This is a genomic window from Streptomyces inusitatus (genome assembly GCF_014651115.1).
GTDB lineage: Bacteria > Actinomycetota > Actinomycetes > Streptomycetales > Streptomycetaceae > Streptomyces > Streptomyces amakusaensis.
Map to the genome: position 1 here is coordinate 243304 of NZ_BMWG01000002.1, position 14756 is coordinate 258059.

At 70.4% G+C, this 14756-nt stretch carries 13 protein-coding genes; 5 read left to right on the forward strand and 8 right to left on the reverse strand.

Going from position 1 to position 14756, the window contains the following annotated elements; all coding sequences use genetic code 11:
• Nucleotides 1–3: 3 nt before the first annotated feature.
• Entirely contained in the window at nucleotides 4–417 is a 414-nt protein-coding gene (gene icmB / locus IE247_RS04885; protein ID WP_190121636.1) for a coenzyme B12-dependent isobutyryl CoA mutase small subunit, read from the reverse strand.
• Between the two features lie 365 nt (nucleotides 418–782).
• Between icmB and IE247_RS04890 the strand changes: the two genes are divergently transcribed.
• Both IE247_RS04890 and IE247_RS04895 read left to right on the forward strand, forming a co-directional pair.
• Entirely contained in the window at nucleotides 783–1787 is a 1005-nt protein-coding gene (locus IE247_RS04890; protein ID WP_190121637.1) for an esterase/lipase family protein, read from the forward strand.
• 202 nt (nucleotides 1788–1989) lie between these two features.
• A complete protein-coding gene (locus tag IE247_RS04895; protein ID WP_190121638.1) occupies nucleotides 1990–3585 on the forward strand; it encodes a M23 family metallopeptidase in 1596 nt (531 codons plus the stop codon).
• Between the two features lie 79 nt (nucleotides 3586–3664).
• Here IE247_RS04895 and pcrA read toward each other — a convergent pair whose 3' ends face one another.
• Together pcrA and IE247_RS04905 are read right to left on the reverse strand one after the other, a co-directional pair.
• Nucleotides 3665–6127: a DNA helicase PcrA gene (pcrA, locus tag IE247_RS04900; RefSeq protein ID WP_190121639.1), complete on the reverse strand. Its 2463-nt coding sequence runs from the start codon at nucleotides 6125–6127 to the stop codon at nucleotides 3665–3667.
• 161 nt (nucleotides 6128–6288) lie between these two features.
• Nucleotides 6289–6642: a hypothetical protein gene (locus IE247_RS04905; protein WP_190121640.1), complete on the reverse strand. Its 354-nt coding sequence runs from the start codon at nucleotides 6640–6642 to the stop codon at nucleotides 6289–6291.
• A 254-nt stretch (nucleotides 6643–6896) separates the two neighbouring features.
• On the opposite strand from IE247_RS04905, the gene IE247_RS04910 reads away from it, so the two are divergent.
• Nucleotides 6897–7937 carry a C40 family peptidase gene (locus IE247_RS04910; protein WP_190121641.1) on the forward strand — a complete coding sequence of 347 codons (1041 nt, stop codon included), beginning with the start codon at nucleotides 6897–6899 and terminating at the stop codon, nucleotides 7935–7937.
• 20 nt (nucleotides 7938–7957) lie between these two features.
• Here IE247_RS04910 and IE247_RS04915 read toward each other — a convergent pair whose 3' ends face one another.
• The 3 genes from IE247_RS04915 to IE247_RS04925 all read right to left on the reverse strand — a co-directional run bounded on the left by IE247_RS04915 (nucleotide 7958) and on the right by IE247_RS04925 (nucleotide 10468).
• Complete coding sequence (locus IE247_RS04915) at nucleotides 7958–8215, reverse strand: DUF397 domain-containing protein (protein ID WP_190121642.1); 258 nt, start codon at nucleotides 8213–8215, stop codon at nucleotides 7958–7960.
• Nucleotides 8216–8480: 265 nt separating this feature from the next.
• Nucleotides 8481–9173: a LuxR C-terminal-related transcriptional regulator gene (locus tag IE247_RS04920; protein WP_190121643.1), complete on the reverse strand. Its 693-nt coding sequence runs from the start codon at nucleotides 9171–9173 to the stop codon at nucleotides 8481–8483.
• Entirely contained in the window at nucleotides 9170–10468 is a 1299-nt protein-coding gene (locus IE247_RS04925; protein WP_190121644.1) for an ATP-binding protein, read from the reverse strand. Before IE247_RS04925 ends, IE247_RS04920 begins: the two co-directional genes overlap by 4 nt.
• A gap of 153 nt (nucleotides 10469–10621) precedes the next feature.
• Between IE247_RS04925 and IE247_RS04930 the strand changes: the two genes are divergently transcribed.
• Nucleotides 10622–11923 carry a PspC domain-containing protein gene (locus IE247_RS04930; protein ID WP_190121645.1) on the forward strand — a complete coding sequence of 434 codons (1302 nt, stop codon included), beginning with the start codon at nucleotides 10622–10624 and terminating at the stop codon, nucleotides 11921–11923.
• Nucleotides 11910–12215, forward strand: a complete 306-nt coding sequence (locus IE247_RS04935; protein ID WP_190121646.1) for a hypothetical protein — start codon at nucleotides 11910–11912, stop codon at nucleotides 12213–12215. Before IE247_RS04930 ends, IE247_RS04935 begins: the two co-directional genes overlap by 14 nt.
• Here IE247_RS04935 and IE247_RS04940 read toward each other — a convergent pair.
• Together IE247_RS04940 and guaA are read right to left on the reverse strand one after the other, a co-directional pair.
• On the reverse strand, nucleotides 12122–12649 hold the full coding sequence (locus tag IE247_RS04940; protein ID WP_190121647.1) for a DoxX family protein: 528 nt from the start codon (nucleotides 12647–12649) through the stop codon (nucleotides 12122–12124). The genes IE247_RS04935 and IE247_RS04940 overlap by 94 nt on opposite strands.
• Before the next feature lie 173 nt (nucleotides 12650–12822).
• Nucleotides 12823–14409, reverse strand: a complete 1587-nt coding sequence (gene guaA / locus IE247_RS04945) for a glutamine-hydrolyzing GMP synthase (RefSeq protein ID WP_190121648.1) — start codon at nucleotides 14407–14409, stop codon at nucleotides 12823–12825.
• Nucleotides 14410–14756: the final 347 nt, after the last annotated feature.

A 14756-nucleotide genomic window follows, 5' to 3' on the forward strand; every position in this document is an offset into this window, starting at 1 on the left:
ACCTCAAGCACCCGCCGGCTGGCGAACGTTCGCGTTCACCCACTCCACGATCGACCCGGTCGTCGCACCCGGCGTGAAGATCTCCGCCACGCCCAGCTCCTTCAGCGGAGCGATGTCCGCCTCGGGGATGATCCCCCCGCCGAAGACCTTGATGTCCTCCGCCTCGCGCTCCTTCAGCAGCTCGATCACCTTGGCGAACAAGGTGTTGTGCGCCCCCGAGAGAATCGACAGGCCGATCGCGTCCGCGTCCTCCTGGATCGCCGTGTCCACGATCTGCTCCGGCGTCTGATGGAGCCCCGTGTAAATGACCTCCATACCCGCGTCGCGCAGCGCCCGCGCGATCACCTTCGCCCCGCGGTCATGGCCGTCGAGCCCCGGCTTGGCCACCACAACGCGGATCGGACCAGTCACACCCATCACTGCCTCCACACACCCGGCTCCACCGCAAGTGAACGAACGTTATCTCCAGCATCTCGCACCGGGCCGTTTCACGGAGGACCCCGAGGGGGAAATCACACAGTGGGACATGTTCGCCATGCGTCGTATCCGCACCGGCGGCGTCGGCCGCACCGGCCGCGCGGATGCGCCGCGAGGGAGCCGCTTCAGGGCCGCGTTCCCCGTGCCGTGAGCCGCACGGCACGCCGGCACGGCACCACAGCCGTGGACAGAAGCCGACACGGAGAAAGCGCCGATCGGGACCCGCGCCCGGGCAGCGTTGAAGGGGCCCCACGAGGGCATGCGGAGGACGACGGAGTCCCCGCGTGCCGTACGGAGGTCGGCCCATGAAGGTCCTGCCCCTGAGCGCCTTCCGGCTGAGAAGCCTGGCACCGGGCCCGTTCGGTCTGAGCGCCCTGAGCCTGAACCCGCTGAACCCACGGGCCGTCCGCCGGCTGGGCGGCGTCCACGATCTGCGCGCACCCGCCGTTCTCCTCCGGGCCACCGCTCTTGAGCTGGCGATACTCGCCGGGCATGTACTGCTCTACCCCACCGGCCTCACCGCCGAGCACCCCGACCACCGGCCCGCCCCCCTCCCGGACGGCACCGAAGCGGACGATCCGGCCACCGGCGCGGACCCCCTCCCGCCCCCCGCCGACCCGCCCGGCGGCGCGGACCACCCGCCCGTGGTGATGCTGCACGGCTTCGCGGACAACCGCTCGGTCTTCGTGCTTCTCCGCCGCTCCCTCTCCCGGCACGGCTGGCGTCATCTCGAATGTCTGAATTACTCCCCCCTCACCTACGACATCCGGGCGGCCGCCGGGCTGCTCGGCCGCCACCTGGAGGAAATCGGCGATCGCACCGGGAGCCGCGAGGTCGACATCGTGGGGCACAGCCTCGGCGGGCTCATCGCCCGCTATTACATTCAGTGCCTCGGCGGCGACCTGAGGGTGCGCACCCTGGTCACCCTCGGCACCCCGCACTCGGGCACCACCGTCGCACCGCTGGCCAGCGCGCATCCGGTCGTGCGTCAGATGCGCCCCGACTCCGGGGTCATCGAGGAACTGCGCGGACCGGCCCCCGGCTGCCGCACCCGCTTCGTGAGCTTCTGGAGCGACCTCGATCAGATGATGATCCCGATCGAGACGGCACGTATCGAACACCCCGACCTCATCACAGAGAACGTGCAGGTCAGCGGCATTGGGCACCTCGCGATGCCGGTACACCCGGCCGTCGTGGCGGGCATCAGACAGGCCCTTGGCGCACCCTGCCCGGCGGACTCGGCGGACCCGGCGCACCCGGTGGCGGAAGTCGCCACAGTGGCCCAATCGACCACGAAACCATCGAACTAATTTCGAACATAGGGCCAAAGCTCTGCCTGCTGCCCCCCGAAAGACGGTCGAATGCCCGTTTCCTGAATCCCCAAAACCTCAGGAAGATTGTCGCCGTCGCATACCGCCGGGTACAGTCGCGGCCACTGGCTTCCCTCTGGGACCCGGTGAGTTCCACTGGCCCCAGAACCCAGGTCCTGCTGCCGAGGCGAGAGAGAAGTTGGTGAACGACCAGCACGCCCACGCCGGGCACGTCGGCCACGGCAACTACCCCACCGGCAGCTACGGCATCGATCCGCTCTTCGGTGCGCTGCCGGACGGCCAGGACGGCTACGAGGCCGGTCACAGCGGTCAGTACGACGTCTCCCAGTGGGACACCGGCGCGCACCAGACCGTCGGCGGCTACGACACCTACGCCGCGCCCGAGCAGGACCAGCAGTTCCCGGCGCACGGCACCACCGGCTCTTACGACACCTCCGGCCAGTGGGACGCCACCGCGTGGAACCAGGCCCCCCAGCAGAGCCAGTTCGAGCCCGCCGCCGCGTTCGCGTACGACACCGCCGACCAGTGGACGGCCCCCACCTTCGAGAGCGGCTCCTACGACGCCACCGCGTGGAACACCGGCATCGGCGCGGACACCGGCTCGATCCCGGGTGTGGAAGGCGTCGTACCGCAGCCGTTCGCGCCCGAGCAGGAGTTCATCCCGGAGTACGGCACGGAGTTCACCGCGGAGGTCACCCCCGAGCCGGTGTCAGAACCGTCCCATGAATTCGCCGCCGAGGCCACCGGATATGAGGGGACGGGGTACGAGCCCGGTTACGAGAGCGGCTTCGAGGCCGATCTCCGCACCGAGATCATCGACCTCGGCCCCGAATCCGGTCACGGTGAGGCCGAGAGCGAAGCTCCCCCGGCCCCCCGGCCCGGCGACACGGCCAGCCTGCCGGCCATCTCCGAGGCTGACCCGGACCACGGCTACGACTCCGAGCGGGAACTGGAACTCGACCCCATCGCCGCGGTCGCACCCGTCTCCCCGCGCTCCGTCCGCCGCTCCGGCTCGGCCGGTGGCGGCCGCAGTCGCCGCCGCACCCCCGCCAAGCGTTCCGCGCTCTTCACGATCGCCGTCCCGTCCGCCTGCGTCATGGGCGTCGCGGGCATCGCCGCCGCCTCCGTCGGAAGTCTCGACGGGGGCGGTGACGTCAAGAAGAACGACACCAAGGTGACCGCGGCCGATGTCGCCGACACCGCCGCCAAGACGGCGGCCGCCAACAACAAGATGGACACCCAGCTCGCGGCCCTGAACGCCGAGGCCCGCGACTTCGGCGACCGCGCCTCCCGCACCCAGGAGCGCATCGATCTGAAGGCCCGCCAGGAAGCCGACCGGAAGAAGCGCGTGGAGGCGGCCGAGCGGCGTGAGGCACTGCGTCCCAAATTCGCCGTGCCGGTCAAGAGCCAGGGCCTGAGCACCTACTACGGCGAGTCCGGCGTCAACTGGATGGCCCTGCACACGGGTATCGACTTCCCCGTGCCGTACGGCACCAATGTGTTCGCCGCGAGCGACGGCACCGTCCGTACGCAGTACAACGGCGCCTACGGAAACATGATCATCCTGACCGCCCCCGACGGGACCGAGACCTGGTACTGCCATCTGAGCAGCGCCAAGATCCGCTCCGGCACGGTCAAGGCCGGGGATGTCATCGGATACGCCGGAAACTCCGGCAACTCCACCGGCCCGCATCTCCACTTCGAGGTCCGGCCGGGCGGCGGCTCCACGATCGACCCGCTCCAGTGGCTCCGCAGCAAGGGCCTGGACCCGACCTAGCCGAGCCCTGACGAAGCGGCTCGTCACCGGCATCGCGCGAAAAGCCCCGGGGCAGCGGCCCCGGGGCTTTCCCATGAGATCAGAGCTTCTCGACCGGCGCGTACCTCAGCAGCAGCCGCTTCGGCTTGGTGTCCCCGAAGTCGATCGTGGCCTGGGCGTCCGAGCCCGATCCCTTGACCTCGACCACGGTCCCCAGACCGAACTGGTCATGGGTGACCCGGTCCCCGACCGTCAACGAGATCACCGGCTTCTCGGAGGCTCCGCCGCGCCGGGTGGCGAACCCCGAGGACGAGGCCCGGGCGGTGGTGGACGAGGACAGCCGTGAGCCCAGCCCGGACGTGGGTCCGGCGGGCGCGGCCATCGGCCCCGTCCGCTTCCACTCCAGATGCTGGACCGGGATCTCCTCCAGGAACCTGGACGGAGGGTTGTACGAGGGCTGGCCCCATGCGCTCCGCATGGACGACCGGGTCAGATACAGCCGCTCACGGGCGCGGGTGATCCCGACGTACGCGAGCCTGCGCTCCTCCTCCAGCTCCTTCATCTGCCCGAGGGCGCGCATATGGGGAAAGACGCCGTCCTCCATGCCGGTCAGAAAGACCACGGGGAACTCAAGGCCCTTGGCGGTGTGCAGAGTCATCAGGGTGATGACTCCGGAGCCGTCCTCGTCCTCGTCGGGGATCTGGTCCGAGTCGGCGACCAGCGCGACCTTCTCCAGGAACTCCGCGAGGGTGCCCGCGCCCTCGTCCTCGGCGCGGCCCTGCTCGAACTCCAGGGCCACGGCGGCCAGCTCCTGGAGGTTCTCGACGCGGGTCTCGTCCTGCGGGTCGGTCGACGCCTGGAGCTCAGCGAGATAGCCGGTCTGCTCCAGCACGGCTTCGAGGACGACCGCCGGGCCCGCGCCGGAGTCCACGATCGTCCGCAACTGCTCCATCAGCACATTGAAGCGCTTGACCGCGTTGGTCGAGCGGGCGGCCATGCCGTAGGCCTCGTCCACCCTGCGCAGTGCCTGCGGGAAGGTGATCTTCTCGCGCAGCGCGAGCGCGTCGACCATCGCCTCCGCGCGCTCGCCGATGCCCCGCTTGGGGACATTGAGGATCCTGCGCAACGGAACAGTGTCTTCCGGGTTGGCCAGCACCCGCAGATACGCGAGGACGTCCCGGACTTCCTTGCGCTCGTAGAAGCGGACCCCGCCGACGACCTTGTAGGGCAGACCGACCCGGATGAAGATCTCCTCGAAGACCCGGGACTGGGCGTTCGTACGGTAGAAGACGGCGACATCGCCGGCCTTCGCGTCGCCGGCGTCCGTCAGCCGGTCGATCTCGTCGGCGATGAACTGCGCCTCGTCGTGCTCGGTGTCGGCGACATAGCCGGTGATCCGCGCGCCCGAACCCGCGTTGGTCCAGAGATTCTTGGGGCGGCGGCTCTCATTGCGCTCGATGACCGCGTTGGCGGCGGAGAGGATCGTCTGGGTGGAGCGGTAGTTCTGCTCCAGGAGGATCGTCGTCGCGTCCTGGTAGTCCTCCTCGAACTGGAGGATGTTGCGGATCGTCGCGCCGCGGAAGGCGTAGATCGACTGGTCGGCGTCGCCGACGACGCACAGCTCGGCGGGCGGCAGATCCTCGTATCCCGTGCCCACCAGCTCACGCACCAGGGTGTACTGCGCGTGGTTGGTGTCCTGGTACTCGTCGACCATGACGTGGCGGAACCGCCGCCGGTAGTGCTCGGCGACGTCGGGGAACGCCTGGAGCAGATGGACGGTGGTCATGATGATGTCGTCGAAGTCCAGGGCGTTGGCCTCGCGCAGCCGCGACTGGTACATCCGGTAGGCCTCGGCGAGCGTCTTCTCGAAGCCGTCGGCGGCCTGGTCCGCGAACGTCTCCTCGTCGATCAGCTCGTTCTTGAGGTTGGAGACCTTGGCGGTGAACGCCTTCGGCGGGAACTTCTTCGGGTCGAGGTCCAGATCGCGGCAGACCAGCGCCATCAGACGCTTGGAGTCGGCGGCGTCGTAGATCGAGAACGACGAGGTGAAGCCGAGCCTCTTGGACTCACGGCGGAGGATCCGGACGCAGGCGCTGTGGAAGGTGGAGACCCACATGGCGTTGGCGCGGGGGCCGACCAGCTGCTCCACGCGCTCCTTCATCTCGCCCGCGGCCTTGTTGGTGAAGGTGATCGCCAGGATCTGTCCGGGGTGGACGCTGCGGACCGCCAGCAGATGGGCGATGCGGTGCGTCAGCACCCGGGTCTTGCCGGAGCCCGCGCCGGCGACGATGAGCAGGGGCGATCCCAGGTGCACGACGGCGGCGCGCTGCTGGTCGTTGAGCCCTTCGAGCAGGGCTGCGGGGTCCACGACGGTCCTCGGCGCGCCGTCGCGGTGATAGGCGTCACGGGCCGGGGGTACGTCGAAGGCGCCCTGGAAGAGATCGTCGGGGATCTCCTCCCGGGTCTGGCCCTCGTGGTCCTCGTGGTCCTCGGGCGGCGGCGGGGGCTCCTCCGGGGTGGACTGGAGGCTCGCCAGGAACTGGTCGTCAAAGAGGCTGCTCATCGCTCTCCGAGTCTAGGCCGCCGCACTGACAACTCGCCGCCGCATCGGCGCACCTCGTCCCGTCCCGGCCGCCCGGAGCCGCCCCGGCCCGTAGCCGGACGGATCCGTTCCGTCACCTGGCCGGTGAGTGCGGCCGGTCGGTGCGGGCGGGCTCGCGGTGGTCAGGTCCAGAGCGTCGCGATGAAGATGTTGGCGATCGTCAGTCCGCCCACCGCGCCGAACAGCGCCTTCTCCACCGTCTCCTCGTCCCGCTTGACGTACACCAGGCCCAGGATGACCACCAGGACCGCCATCTTGATGCCGATCTTGATGTTGTTCACCGTCTGGTCGTCGGCCTGGTTCAGCCCCACCAGTGCGACGCCCGTCACCAGCATGGTCACCGCGCCGTGCAGCATCGCCGGGGTGAAGCGGGCCGTGCCGGCGCCTATCGCCTTCATCTGGGTGAGGAATCCGCCCAGCAGGGACGCGATGCCGATGATGTGCAGGGCGACGAAGACATTGATGAGTACGTCCATGGGGCGGAGCCTAACCGTCCCCATATCACCCGCCGAGGGAAGGTAAGCCTCATTCGCCACATCGGTCACAGTGGCACGGAGAAAGTGATCACAGTGACCATGCTTTTCACAGAAAGAGCTGCAGGTCATACACCTTCGACCAGAATCAGTCCTTACGCCCCATACCCGTGACCTCCCGGTCTAGCGTCCTCGCGGAACCCGAGCCAGACGCCGGCGACATGCCGCCGGCCGCTTGAAAGGACGTGGACGCCCCCGTGGCCGCACACCGGAAGCACCGGAAACCCAGGCAGTATCCGTTCCGCGGGCCCGCGGCCCGGACCGCCGGATCACTCGCGCTCGCCGGGGCGGCGACCGCGGGCGCGTTCAACGGCACCGGCCACGCCGAGCCCACGCTCACCCCGGCCCAGATCAAGGCCCAGGTGGACCGGCTCTACCAGGAGGCGGAGGAGGCCACCGAGGAGTACAACGAGGCCGCGGAAGAGACCGCCAGGACCCGTGAGTCGCTGGAGCGGCTGCGCGACGAGGCGGCCCGCAGGACGGACCGTCTGAACAGCGCCAGGATCGCGCTCGGTTCGATCGCCACCGCCCAGTACCGCGAGGGGGGCATGGATCCCTCCCTGCGGCTCGCGCTCACCTCCGACCCGGACCGCTATCTGGAGCGGGCCTCGATCGCCGAACGGGTCGGCGACCGGCAGGCCGGCGCCGTCGCCGGGGTCCGCCGGGAGCTGGCCGAGATCGAGCGGGTCAGGACGGAGGCCGGCGAGCGGACGGCCGACCTCACGGCCCACCGGGCCGAGCTGGTCCGGAACAAGGCCGCCGTGCAGCGGAAGCTCGCCTCGGCCGAACGGCTGCTGGGGAAGCTGACCGCCGGGCAGCGCGCCTCGTACGCCTCCGATCCCGGGGCGGGGCCGGGCCGCACCGCCGCACCCCGCCCTCCGGCGCCCAACGCCCGCGCCGCACAGGCCGTCGCCTACGCCCACGGGGCGATCGGAAAGCCCTATGTCTGGGGCGCCACGGGCCCGGGCTCCTACGACTGCTCCGGACTGACCCAGGCCGCCTGGAGGGCCGCGGGCGTCTCCCTGCCCCGGACCAGCTACACCCAGATCGGCACCGGGCAGCGCGTCTCACGGTCCGCCCTCGCCCCCGGCGACCTGGTCTTCTTCTACTCCGGCATCAGCCATGTCGGCCTCTACATCGGCGAAGGCAAGATGATCCACGCGCCGAGGCCCGGGGCGTCGATCAGGATCGCGCCGATCGACGAGATGCCGTTCGCAGGCGCGACGCGCCCCGCGTGAGGGCCGCGGGGCGGAGCGGCTCAGCCCGCCTGCTCCGCCTGCTCGGCCGCGTAGGCGACGAAGGCGGTCCAGGCCCCGGGGGCCACCCCGAACACCGGTCCGCCGATGTTCTTGGAATCACGGACATGGACGGCGCGGGGACGGGCCGCGACCTCCACGCACTGCCCCGCGCCACTGACACTGTGGCTGGACTTTCGCCAGACGTACCCGGCTGTGCCGCCCGTGCCGATCCCGGGGATGCTGTAGCTGGATATGAACCCCACCGACGTGCCGCTCACGGTTCCTCCGCCAACTCGTGATGAACTTGGCCGACTGCTCAGGGCGATACTGCCATGGCTGTGGGTCACCACACAGGGTGCTGTCCAGGAATTGATCCGGCTTCAACCACCCGCGCGGGGGCGTGCGGAAGGTGGTATTCCCGGTCGGCGGCCGGTGTCACCTGCGACAACTGAGGGACGGATTCCGGTGGGCGTGCACCACTCTCCCGTCATATTCACTCTCCGCACTTGGCCACTTCGAGCAGGTCCGGCCGGCGGCACCCGGTCAGACCAGCCGACGGGCCGTCGCCCACCGGGTCAGCTCATGCCGGTTGGAGAGCTGGAGCTTGCGCAGCACGGCGGAGACATGGGACTCCACCGTCTTCACGGAGATGAAGAGCTGCTTGGCGATCTCCTTGTACGCGTACCCCCTGGCGATCAGCCGCAGCACCTCGCGCTCGCGCTGGGTGAGCCGGTCCAGATCCTCGTCCACCGGGGGCGCGTCCGTGGAGGCGAAGGCGTCGAGCACGAAGCCGGCCAGTCTCGGCGAGAAGACCGCGTCGCCCTCCTGGACCTGGAAGATCGATTCCACCAGATCGGCACCGGTGATCGTCTTGGTGACATAGCCGCGCGCACCGCCGCGGATCACCCCGATCACATCTTCCGCGGCGTCCGAGACGGACAGCGCCAGGAACCGCACGGGATCCTCCGCGGCGGCCATCAGAGAGGCGCAGCGGCGCAGCACTTCCACACCGCCGCCGCCGGGCAGATGGACGTCGAGCAGGACGACCTCCGGGCGGGTCGCCGTGATCACGGTGATGGCCTGGTCGACGTCGGCGGCCTCGCCGACCACTTCCACTCCGGTGCGCTCGGTCTGTCCGATCTCCGCCTGCACTCCGGTGCGGAACATCCGGTGGTCGTCGACGAGCACCACCCGCACCCGCCGCTCGACGCCCCCGCTCGCTGCCTCGGTCGTCATTCGTCCGCCGCCCTCTCCATTTCCAGCTCCACTTCGGTGCCCCCACCGGGGGCCGGGCGGAGTCGGGCCGTCCCGCCGTTGCGCTGCATCCGGCCGATGATCGATTCCCTGACGCCCATTCTGTCGTCCGGAACGGAATCCAGGTCAAAACCGGGTCCCCTGTCCCGTACTGATACATAGACAGTACGGCCGTCGACCTCCGCGAAGACCTGGACCGCCCCGCCCTGGCCACCGTACTTCGCGGCGTTGACCATGGCTTCGCGCGCGGCTTGCATCTGGGCGGCGAGCCCTTCGTCCAGCGGGCAGTCGCCGACGACGACGACCTCCAGCGGGACGCCGTGCTTGTCCTCGACCTCGGCGGCCGCCTTCTTGACCGCTTCGGCGAGGGTGTCGGGCTCCTCGCTCTCGTCCTTGCCGGTGCCTTCCGGCTTGTAGAGCCAGTTCCGCAGCTCGCGCTCCTGGGCGCGGGCGAGGCGGCGCACCTCGCCCGCGTCTCCGGCGTTGCGCTGGATCAGGGTCAGGGTGTGCAGGACGGAGTCGTGGACATGGGCGGCGACCTCGGCGCGCTCCTGGGCCCGGATGCGCATGGTGCGCTCCTCGGAGAGATCCTGGGTCATCCGCACCAGCCAGGGGCCGGCGAGGAGGCCGATGCCGGCGATGACGGCTATCGCGGCGGTGAGCACATTCCCGAGCTGGGCGGCCGAGCCCCGGACCACCATGAACACGGCCAGGCCCATGCCGACGAGGGCGACTCCGGCGAGCCCCCGGCCGAGCTGGAACAGCCTGCGGCGGCGGCTGTTGGCCTCGGTCCAGCGGGCGCGGCGGGCGTTGTCCGCCTGCCGCCACACCAGCACCACTCCCGCGCCGATCAGCAGCGTGGGCCAGACATAGCGGTTGGCGCTGCTCCTGGTCTCCAGGTCGCCGATGAAGATCGCGGCGCCGAAGAGCAGCGCGACCATCGCGAAGAGCTGCCCCTTGTCGGGCTTGCGCAGTTTGCGTCTGCCGTCGTCGGTGACCTCGAACATGGAGCGCGGCTCGGCCGTGCGGCCGCCGACGCCGAGCGGGACGACGATCCAGAACACCGCGTAGAGCAGCGCGCCGAGATTGTCGGCCATGAAGAGGCCGAGGAAGACCAGCCGCACCCAGATGACGGGGAGGCCGAGGTGCCCGGCGAGGCCGCGCGCCACTCCGCCGAGGAGACGGCCGTCGGCGCTGCGGTAGAGCTTGCGCGGCGGCGCGTCCTCGGGGACCGGGGCACGCGAGGATGTGGCGGATCGGGGCGTGGCGGCGGGCATGACTCGATCGTCACACGGCGGGCCCGGGGGCGGTATCAGGGGCGACCCCTGAACCGACCCTGATCGGGGGCCGGGGATCCGCGTCCGGATATCAGGGACGGGCCAGGGTCGGTCAGGGTGCCATGAGCGGCGGACGGCAGTCACCATGGAGTCATGAATGAGCCGACCACTGGGCACCGAGCGGTGCCCGACGGGCACGCGGACCTCTCGTCCGAGGTCCGGCCGCTGCGCCGCACCCCCCGGCAGCAGAGAGTGCTGGGCGGGGTCTGCGGCGGGCTCGGGCGGTATTTCGACATAGACCCGGTGATCTTCCGGATCGTGGTCGGCGCGCTCTCGGTGGCCGGCGGTGTCGGTCTGATCTTCTACGGCTTCGCCTGGCTGCTCCTCCCGGTGGAGGGCGACGAGGAGAACGAGGCCCGGCGGCTGCTCTCGGGGCAGGTCGAGGGGGCGGCGCTGACGGCGGTGTTCCTCGCGCTCATAGGGTGCGGTCTGTTTCTGACCCTGTTGAGCAGCAGTGGGACGCTGGCTTTCGCCGCGCTGCTGGTGCTGGCGATGTCGGGTGCGGCCGTGTGGTCGCGCCGCCGTCGTACGGTGACGCCGGAGAGCGGGCCGCTCGATGCGGCGACCGCGCACGCGGTGTCGGACGCCCCGCCCGAGACCAAGGCCCCGCCCGCGCCGGAGAGTCCGTCGTGGTGGCGGGACCCGATCGTGAAGGACGGCACCACGGGGCTGGCGTCCTCGGAGTATCTGTGGGGCCCGGAGAGCGCGCTGCCCGCCCCCGGCGCACCGCCCGGGGACCGTCCGGCGAAGGCGCGGCCCCGGGGCCCGCGCGGCATGGGCGGCGCGGTCATGACGCTGGCGCTGCTCGCGGGCTTTCTCGGCACCCGGCTGAGCTGGGACGGCAGCCCTCTGGGCACCAGTCTCCAGATCGGGCTGGCCTGTGCGCTGGGGGTGTTCGGGCTGGGGCTGGCGGTCAGCTCGCTGCTGGGCCGTACAGGCTTGGGCACCATGCTGATGACGATGGTCACGGCGGTGCTGCTGGCGGGCGCCGCGATGCTGCCGAAGGACATCAGCACCCAGTGGATGCGGACGGAGTGGAAGCCGGCGTCGGTGGCCGCGCTGAAGCCTGGTTATGAGCTGGGCACGGGCGTCGCGACGCTCGATCTGTCCCGCCTCGCCGTCCCGGCCGGGCGGACGGTGTCGACCACGGCGGAGGTCGGGGCCGGCCGGCTCAAGATCCTCATACCCGAGGGGGTCCCGGTGGTGCTGCGGGCCGAGGCGGGGCTGGGTGACATCCGGCTGCCGGGCGAGAAGAAGGACGACATCGACATCTCCCCCGACCAAAAGAAAAAGGTTACGCTGCCCGCGGCCGAGGGCGCCGAGCCCGCCGGCACCCTTGAGCTGCATCTCGAAGTGGGCGTCGGACAGGTGGAGGTGGCCCGTGTCGTCTCCTGAGCGGCCGGGGGCCGGGAGAGCGCGCCGGAGGATCGTGCACGGCTTTCTGCCCGGGCGGCTGATCGCCGGGGTGTCCGCGCTGACCGCCGCGCTGCTCTACGCGGGGGACGCGGGGGGCGCCTGGCACACCCCGTGGTTCGTGGCCGTCCCGCTCGTTCTCACCGGGATGCTGCTGGCCGGGGTGGCGGGGTTCGCGCACTACGCCCGCCGGCGTCGCCGTTCCGCGATACGGGCGTCGACCGAGAGCGCGGAGGCTCCGGCGAGCGCCAGCGGCAGCCAGGCCATCAGATAGATGAGGTCGTTGCCGTAGTAGTAGGGCTGGATCTGCCAGCTGACGGTGAGCCACAGACTCAGCGAGATCAGTGCGCCGCCGAGTGCGGCGACGCGGGCGAACAGGCCGATGAGGGTGGCGAGGCCGACGGCCGCCTCGCCGAGGGCGAGCGCGTGGCCGAAGCCCTCGGGGCTGTTGAGCGCCAGGTCGACCAGGCCGGGCACGGCGGAGCTGTCGCGCACTCCGTACATCTGGTCGCCGATCGAGCCCATGCCCTCGGCGGCGAGGAACTGGCTGTCGGTGAGCTTGTCGAGCCCCGCGTAGAGAAAGGTGATGCCGAGGAAGATCCGGAGCGGGAGCAGTGCGAGTCTGCCCGCCCGGTCCCGTAGGCCGAGATCTCTCGGACCGTCGGCGTCCGTGCCGTTCCCGGTCGCCGTGCCATGGGTCCGCGTCATCGTTCTCCCCGCTCTCCGCCGAGCCTCATCCGCTGCCCGCCTCAACTGAACATATGTATCCGGGCGCGGTGAGCCTCACTCGCCGGGGACGGCGGGCGCTTCCCATGACGAAGCCGCCGCCCAGACAGATGAGCGACGGCATCGTCAATGGACCCTGGCGGGCCCGGAGGGGACTACTCCCACTCGATGGTGCCCGGGGGCTTGCTGGTGACGTCCAGGACGACGCGGTTGACGTCGGGGACCTCGTTGGTGATGCGGGTCGAGATCTTGGCCAGCACCTCGTAGGGCATCCGGGTCCAGTCCGCCGTCATGGCGTCCTCGGAGGAGACGGGGCGGAGCACGATGGGGTGGCCGTAGGTCCGGCCGTCGCCCTGGACGCCGACGCTGCGGACATCGGCGAGAAGGACCACCGGGCACTGCCAGATCTCACGGTCGAGACCGGCCGCCGTCAGCTCCTCGCGGGCGATGGCGTCGGCCTCGCGCAGCAGGTCGAGCCGCTCGCGGGTGACGTCGCCGACGATGCGGATGCCGAGGCCGGGGCCCGGGAAGGGCTGGCGCTGGACGATCTCCTCCGGCAGGCCGAGCTCCTGGCCGACCATCCGGACCTCGTCCTTGAACAGCTGGCGCAGCGGCTCCACCAGCTGGAACTCAAGGTCCTCGGGGAGGCCGCCGACATTGTGGTGGGACTTGATGTTGGCGGTGCCGGTGCCGCCGCCGGACTCCACGACGTCCGGGTAGAGCGTGCCCTGCACGAGGAAGGCGACTTCCTCGCCGTCGGCCGCGCCCTCGGCGACGATGTCGGCCTGGGCCTGCTCGAAGACGCGGATGAACTCGCGCCCGATGATCTTCCGCTTCTCCTCCGGGTCGGAGACACCGGCCAGCGCGGTCAGGAAGCGCTCCTCGGCGTCGACGACCTTGAGCTGAACGCCCGTGGCGGCGACGAAGTCCTTCTCGACCTGCTCGGTCTCGCCCTTGCGCATCAGGCCGTGGTCGACGTAGACGCAGGTGAGCTGGGAGCCGATGGCCTTCTGGACCAGGGCGGCCGCGACGGCGGAGTCGACTCCGCCGGAGAGCCCGCAGATGGCGCGCTTGGTGCCGACCTGCTCGCGGATGGCCGCGACCTGCTCCTCGATGACATTGCCGGTGGTCCAGGTGGGCTCGATGCCCGCGCCCCGGTAGAGGAAGTGCTCCAGGACCTGCTGGCCGTGGGTGGAGTGCAGCACCTCGGGGTGGTACTGCACGCCGTACAGCTTCTTCTCGTCGTTCTCGAAGGCGGCGACCGGCACAACGTCCGTGGACGCGGTGACGGTGAAGCCCTCGGGGGCGGCGGAGCAGGCGTCGCCGTGGGACATCCACACCGGCTGCTCGGCCGGGGTGCCCTCGAAGAGGGTGGAGCCGGTCTTGCTGACGTGCAGGGGGGTACGGCCGTACTCCCGCGCGCCCGAGTTGTCGACGGTGCCGCCGAGCGTCGTGGCCATCAGCTGGAAGCCGTAGCACATGCCGAAGACGGGGATGCCCGCCTCGAAGAGCTCACGGTCCAGGCGCGGGGCGCCCTCGGCGTAGACGGAGGAGGGACCGCCGGAGAGGATGATCGCCCGGGGGTTCTTGGCCAGCATCTCGGACACCGGCATCGAGGACGGGACGATCTCGCTGTAGACCCGGGCCTCACGGACGCGACGGGCGATGAGCTGGGCGTACTGCGCGCCGAAGTCGACAACGAGTACGACATCGGGCGCGGCAGCGGGAGACGCTGAGGACACTGGCGGCCTTCCGGCGGGGGGTTTCGGTTCTCCCGATTCTACCGGGGTGTGGGGGTCTTTCCCGTCTCACCATCCGGGCCGGGCTTTGGCCCCCGGCCGGTGCGCGGTCCATACTGTGCCCATGCGCATGCAGCAGACCTTCGTCTTTACCTATGGCACCGGGCCCGTCCGGCTGCCATGGTCGTGCTGCTTGAGCCACTGAAAAGCAGACTTCCCAGAGCGCCCCGGGCCGAACAGGCCCCGGGCGCTCTGGCGTTTCCGGGGCCGCCGCCCGCGCACCCGCGCCGGCCCAGAACACCCGGGCCCCGAGAGAAGGCCATGGGGGGGACGGGCACCGCCCAGCCAGA

Bases quoted from the DNA above. Each gene is read 5' to 3' on its own strand.
- icmB (WP_190121636.1), bottom strand. From the start codon at position 417: ATGGGTGTGACTGGTCCGATCCGCGTTGTGGTGGCCAAGCCGGGGCTC.
- IE247_RS04890 (WP_190121637.1), top strand. From the start codon at position 783: ATGAAGGTCCTGCCCCTGAGCGCCTTCCGGCTGAGAAGCCTGGCACCG.
- pcrA (WP_190121639.1), bottom strand. From the start codon at position 6,127: ATGAGCAGCCTCTTTGACGACCAGTTCCTGGCGAGCCTCCAGTCCACC.
- IE247_RS04905 (WP_190121640.1), bottom strand. From the start codon at position 6,642: ATGGACGTACTCATCAATGTCTTCGTCGCCCTGCACATCATCGGCATC.
- IE247_RS04920 (WP_190121643.1), bottom strand. From the start codon at position 9,173: ATGACGACCGAGGCAGCGAGCGGGGGCGTCGAGCGGCGGGTGCGGGTG.
- IE247_RS04925 (WP_190121644.1), bottom strand. From the start codon at position 10,468: ATGCCCGCCGCCACGCCCCGATCCGCCACATCCTCGCGTGCCCCGGTC.
- IE247_RS04930 (WP_190121645.1), top strand. From the start codon at position 10,622: ATGAATGAGCCGACCACTGGGCACCGAGCGGTGCCCGACGGGCACGCG.
- IE247_RS04940 (WP_190121647.1), bottom strand. From the start codon at position 12,649: ATGACGCGGACCCATGGCACGGCGACCGGGAACGGCACGGACGCCGAC.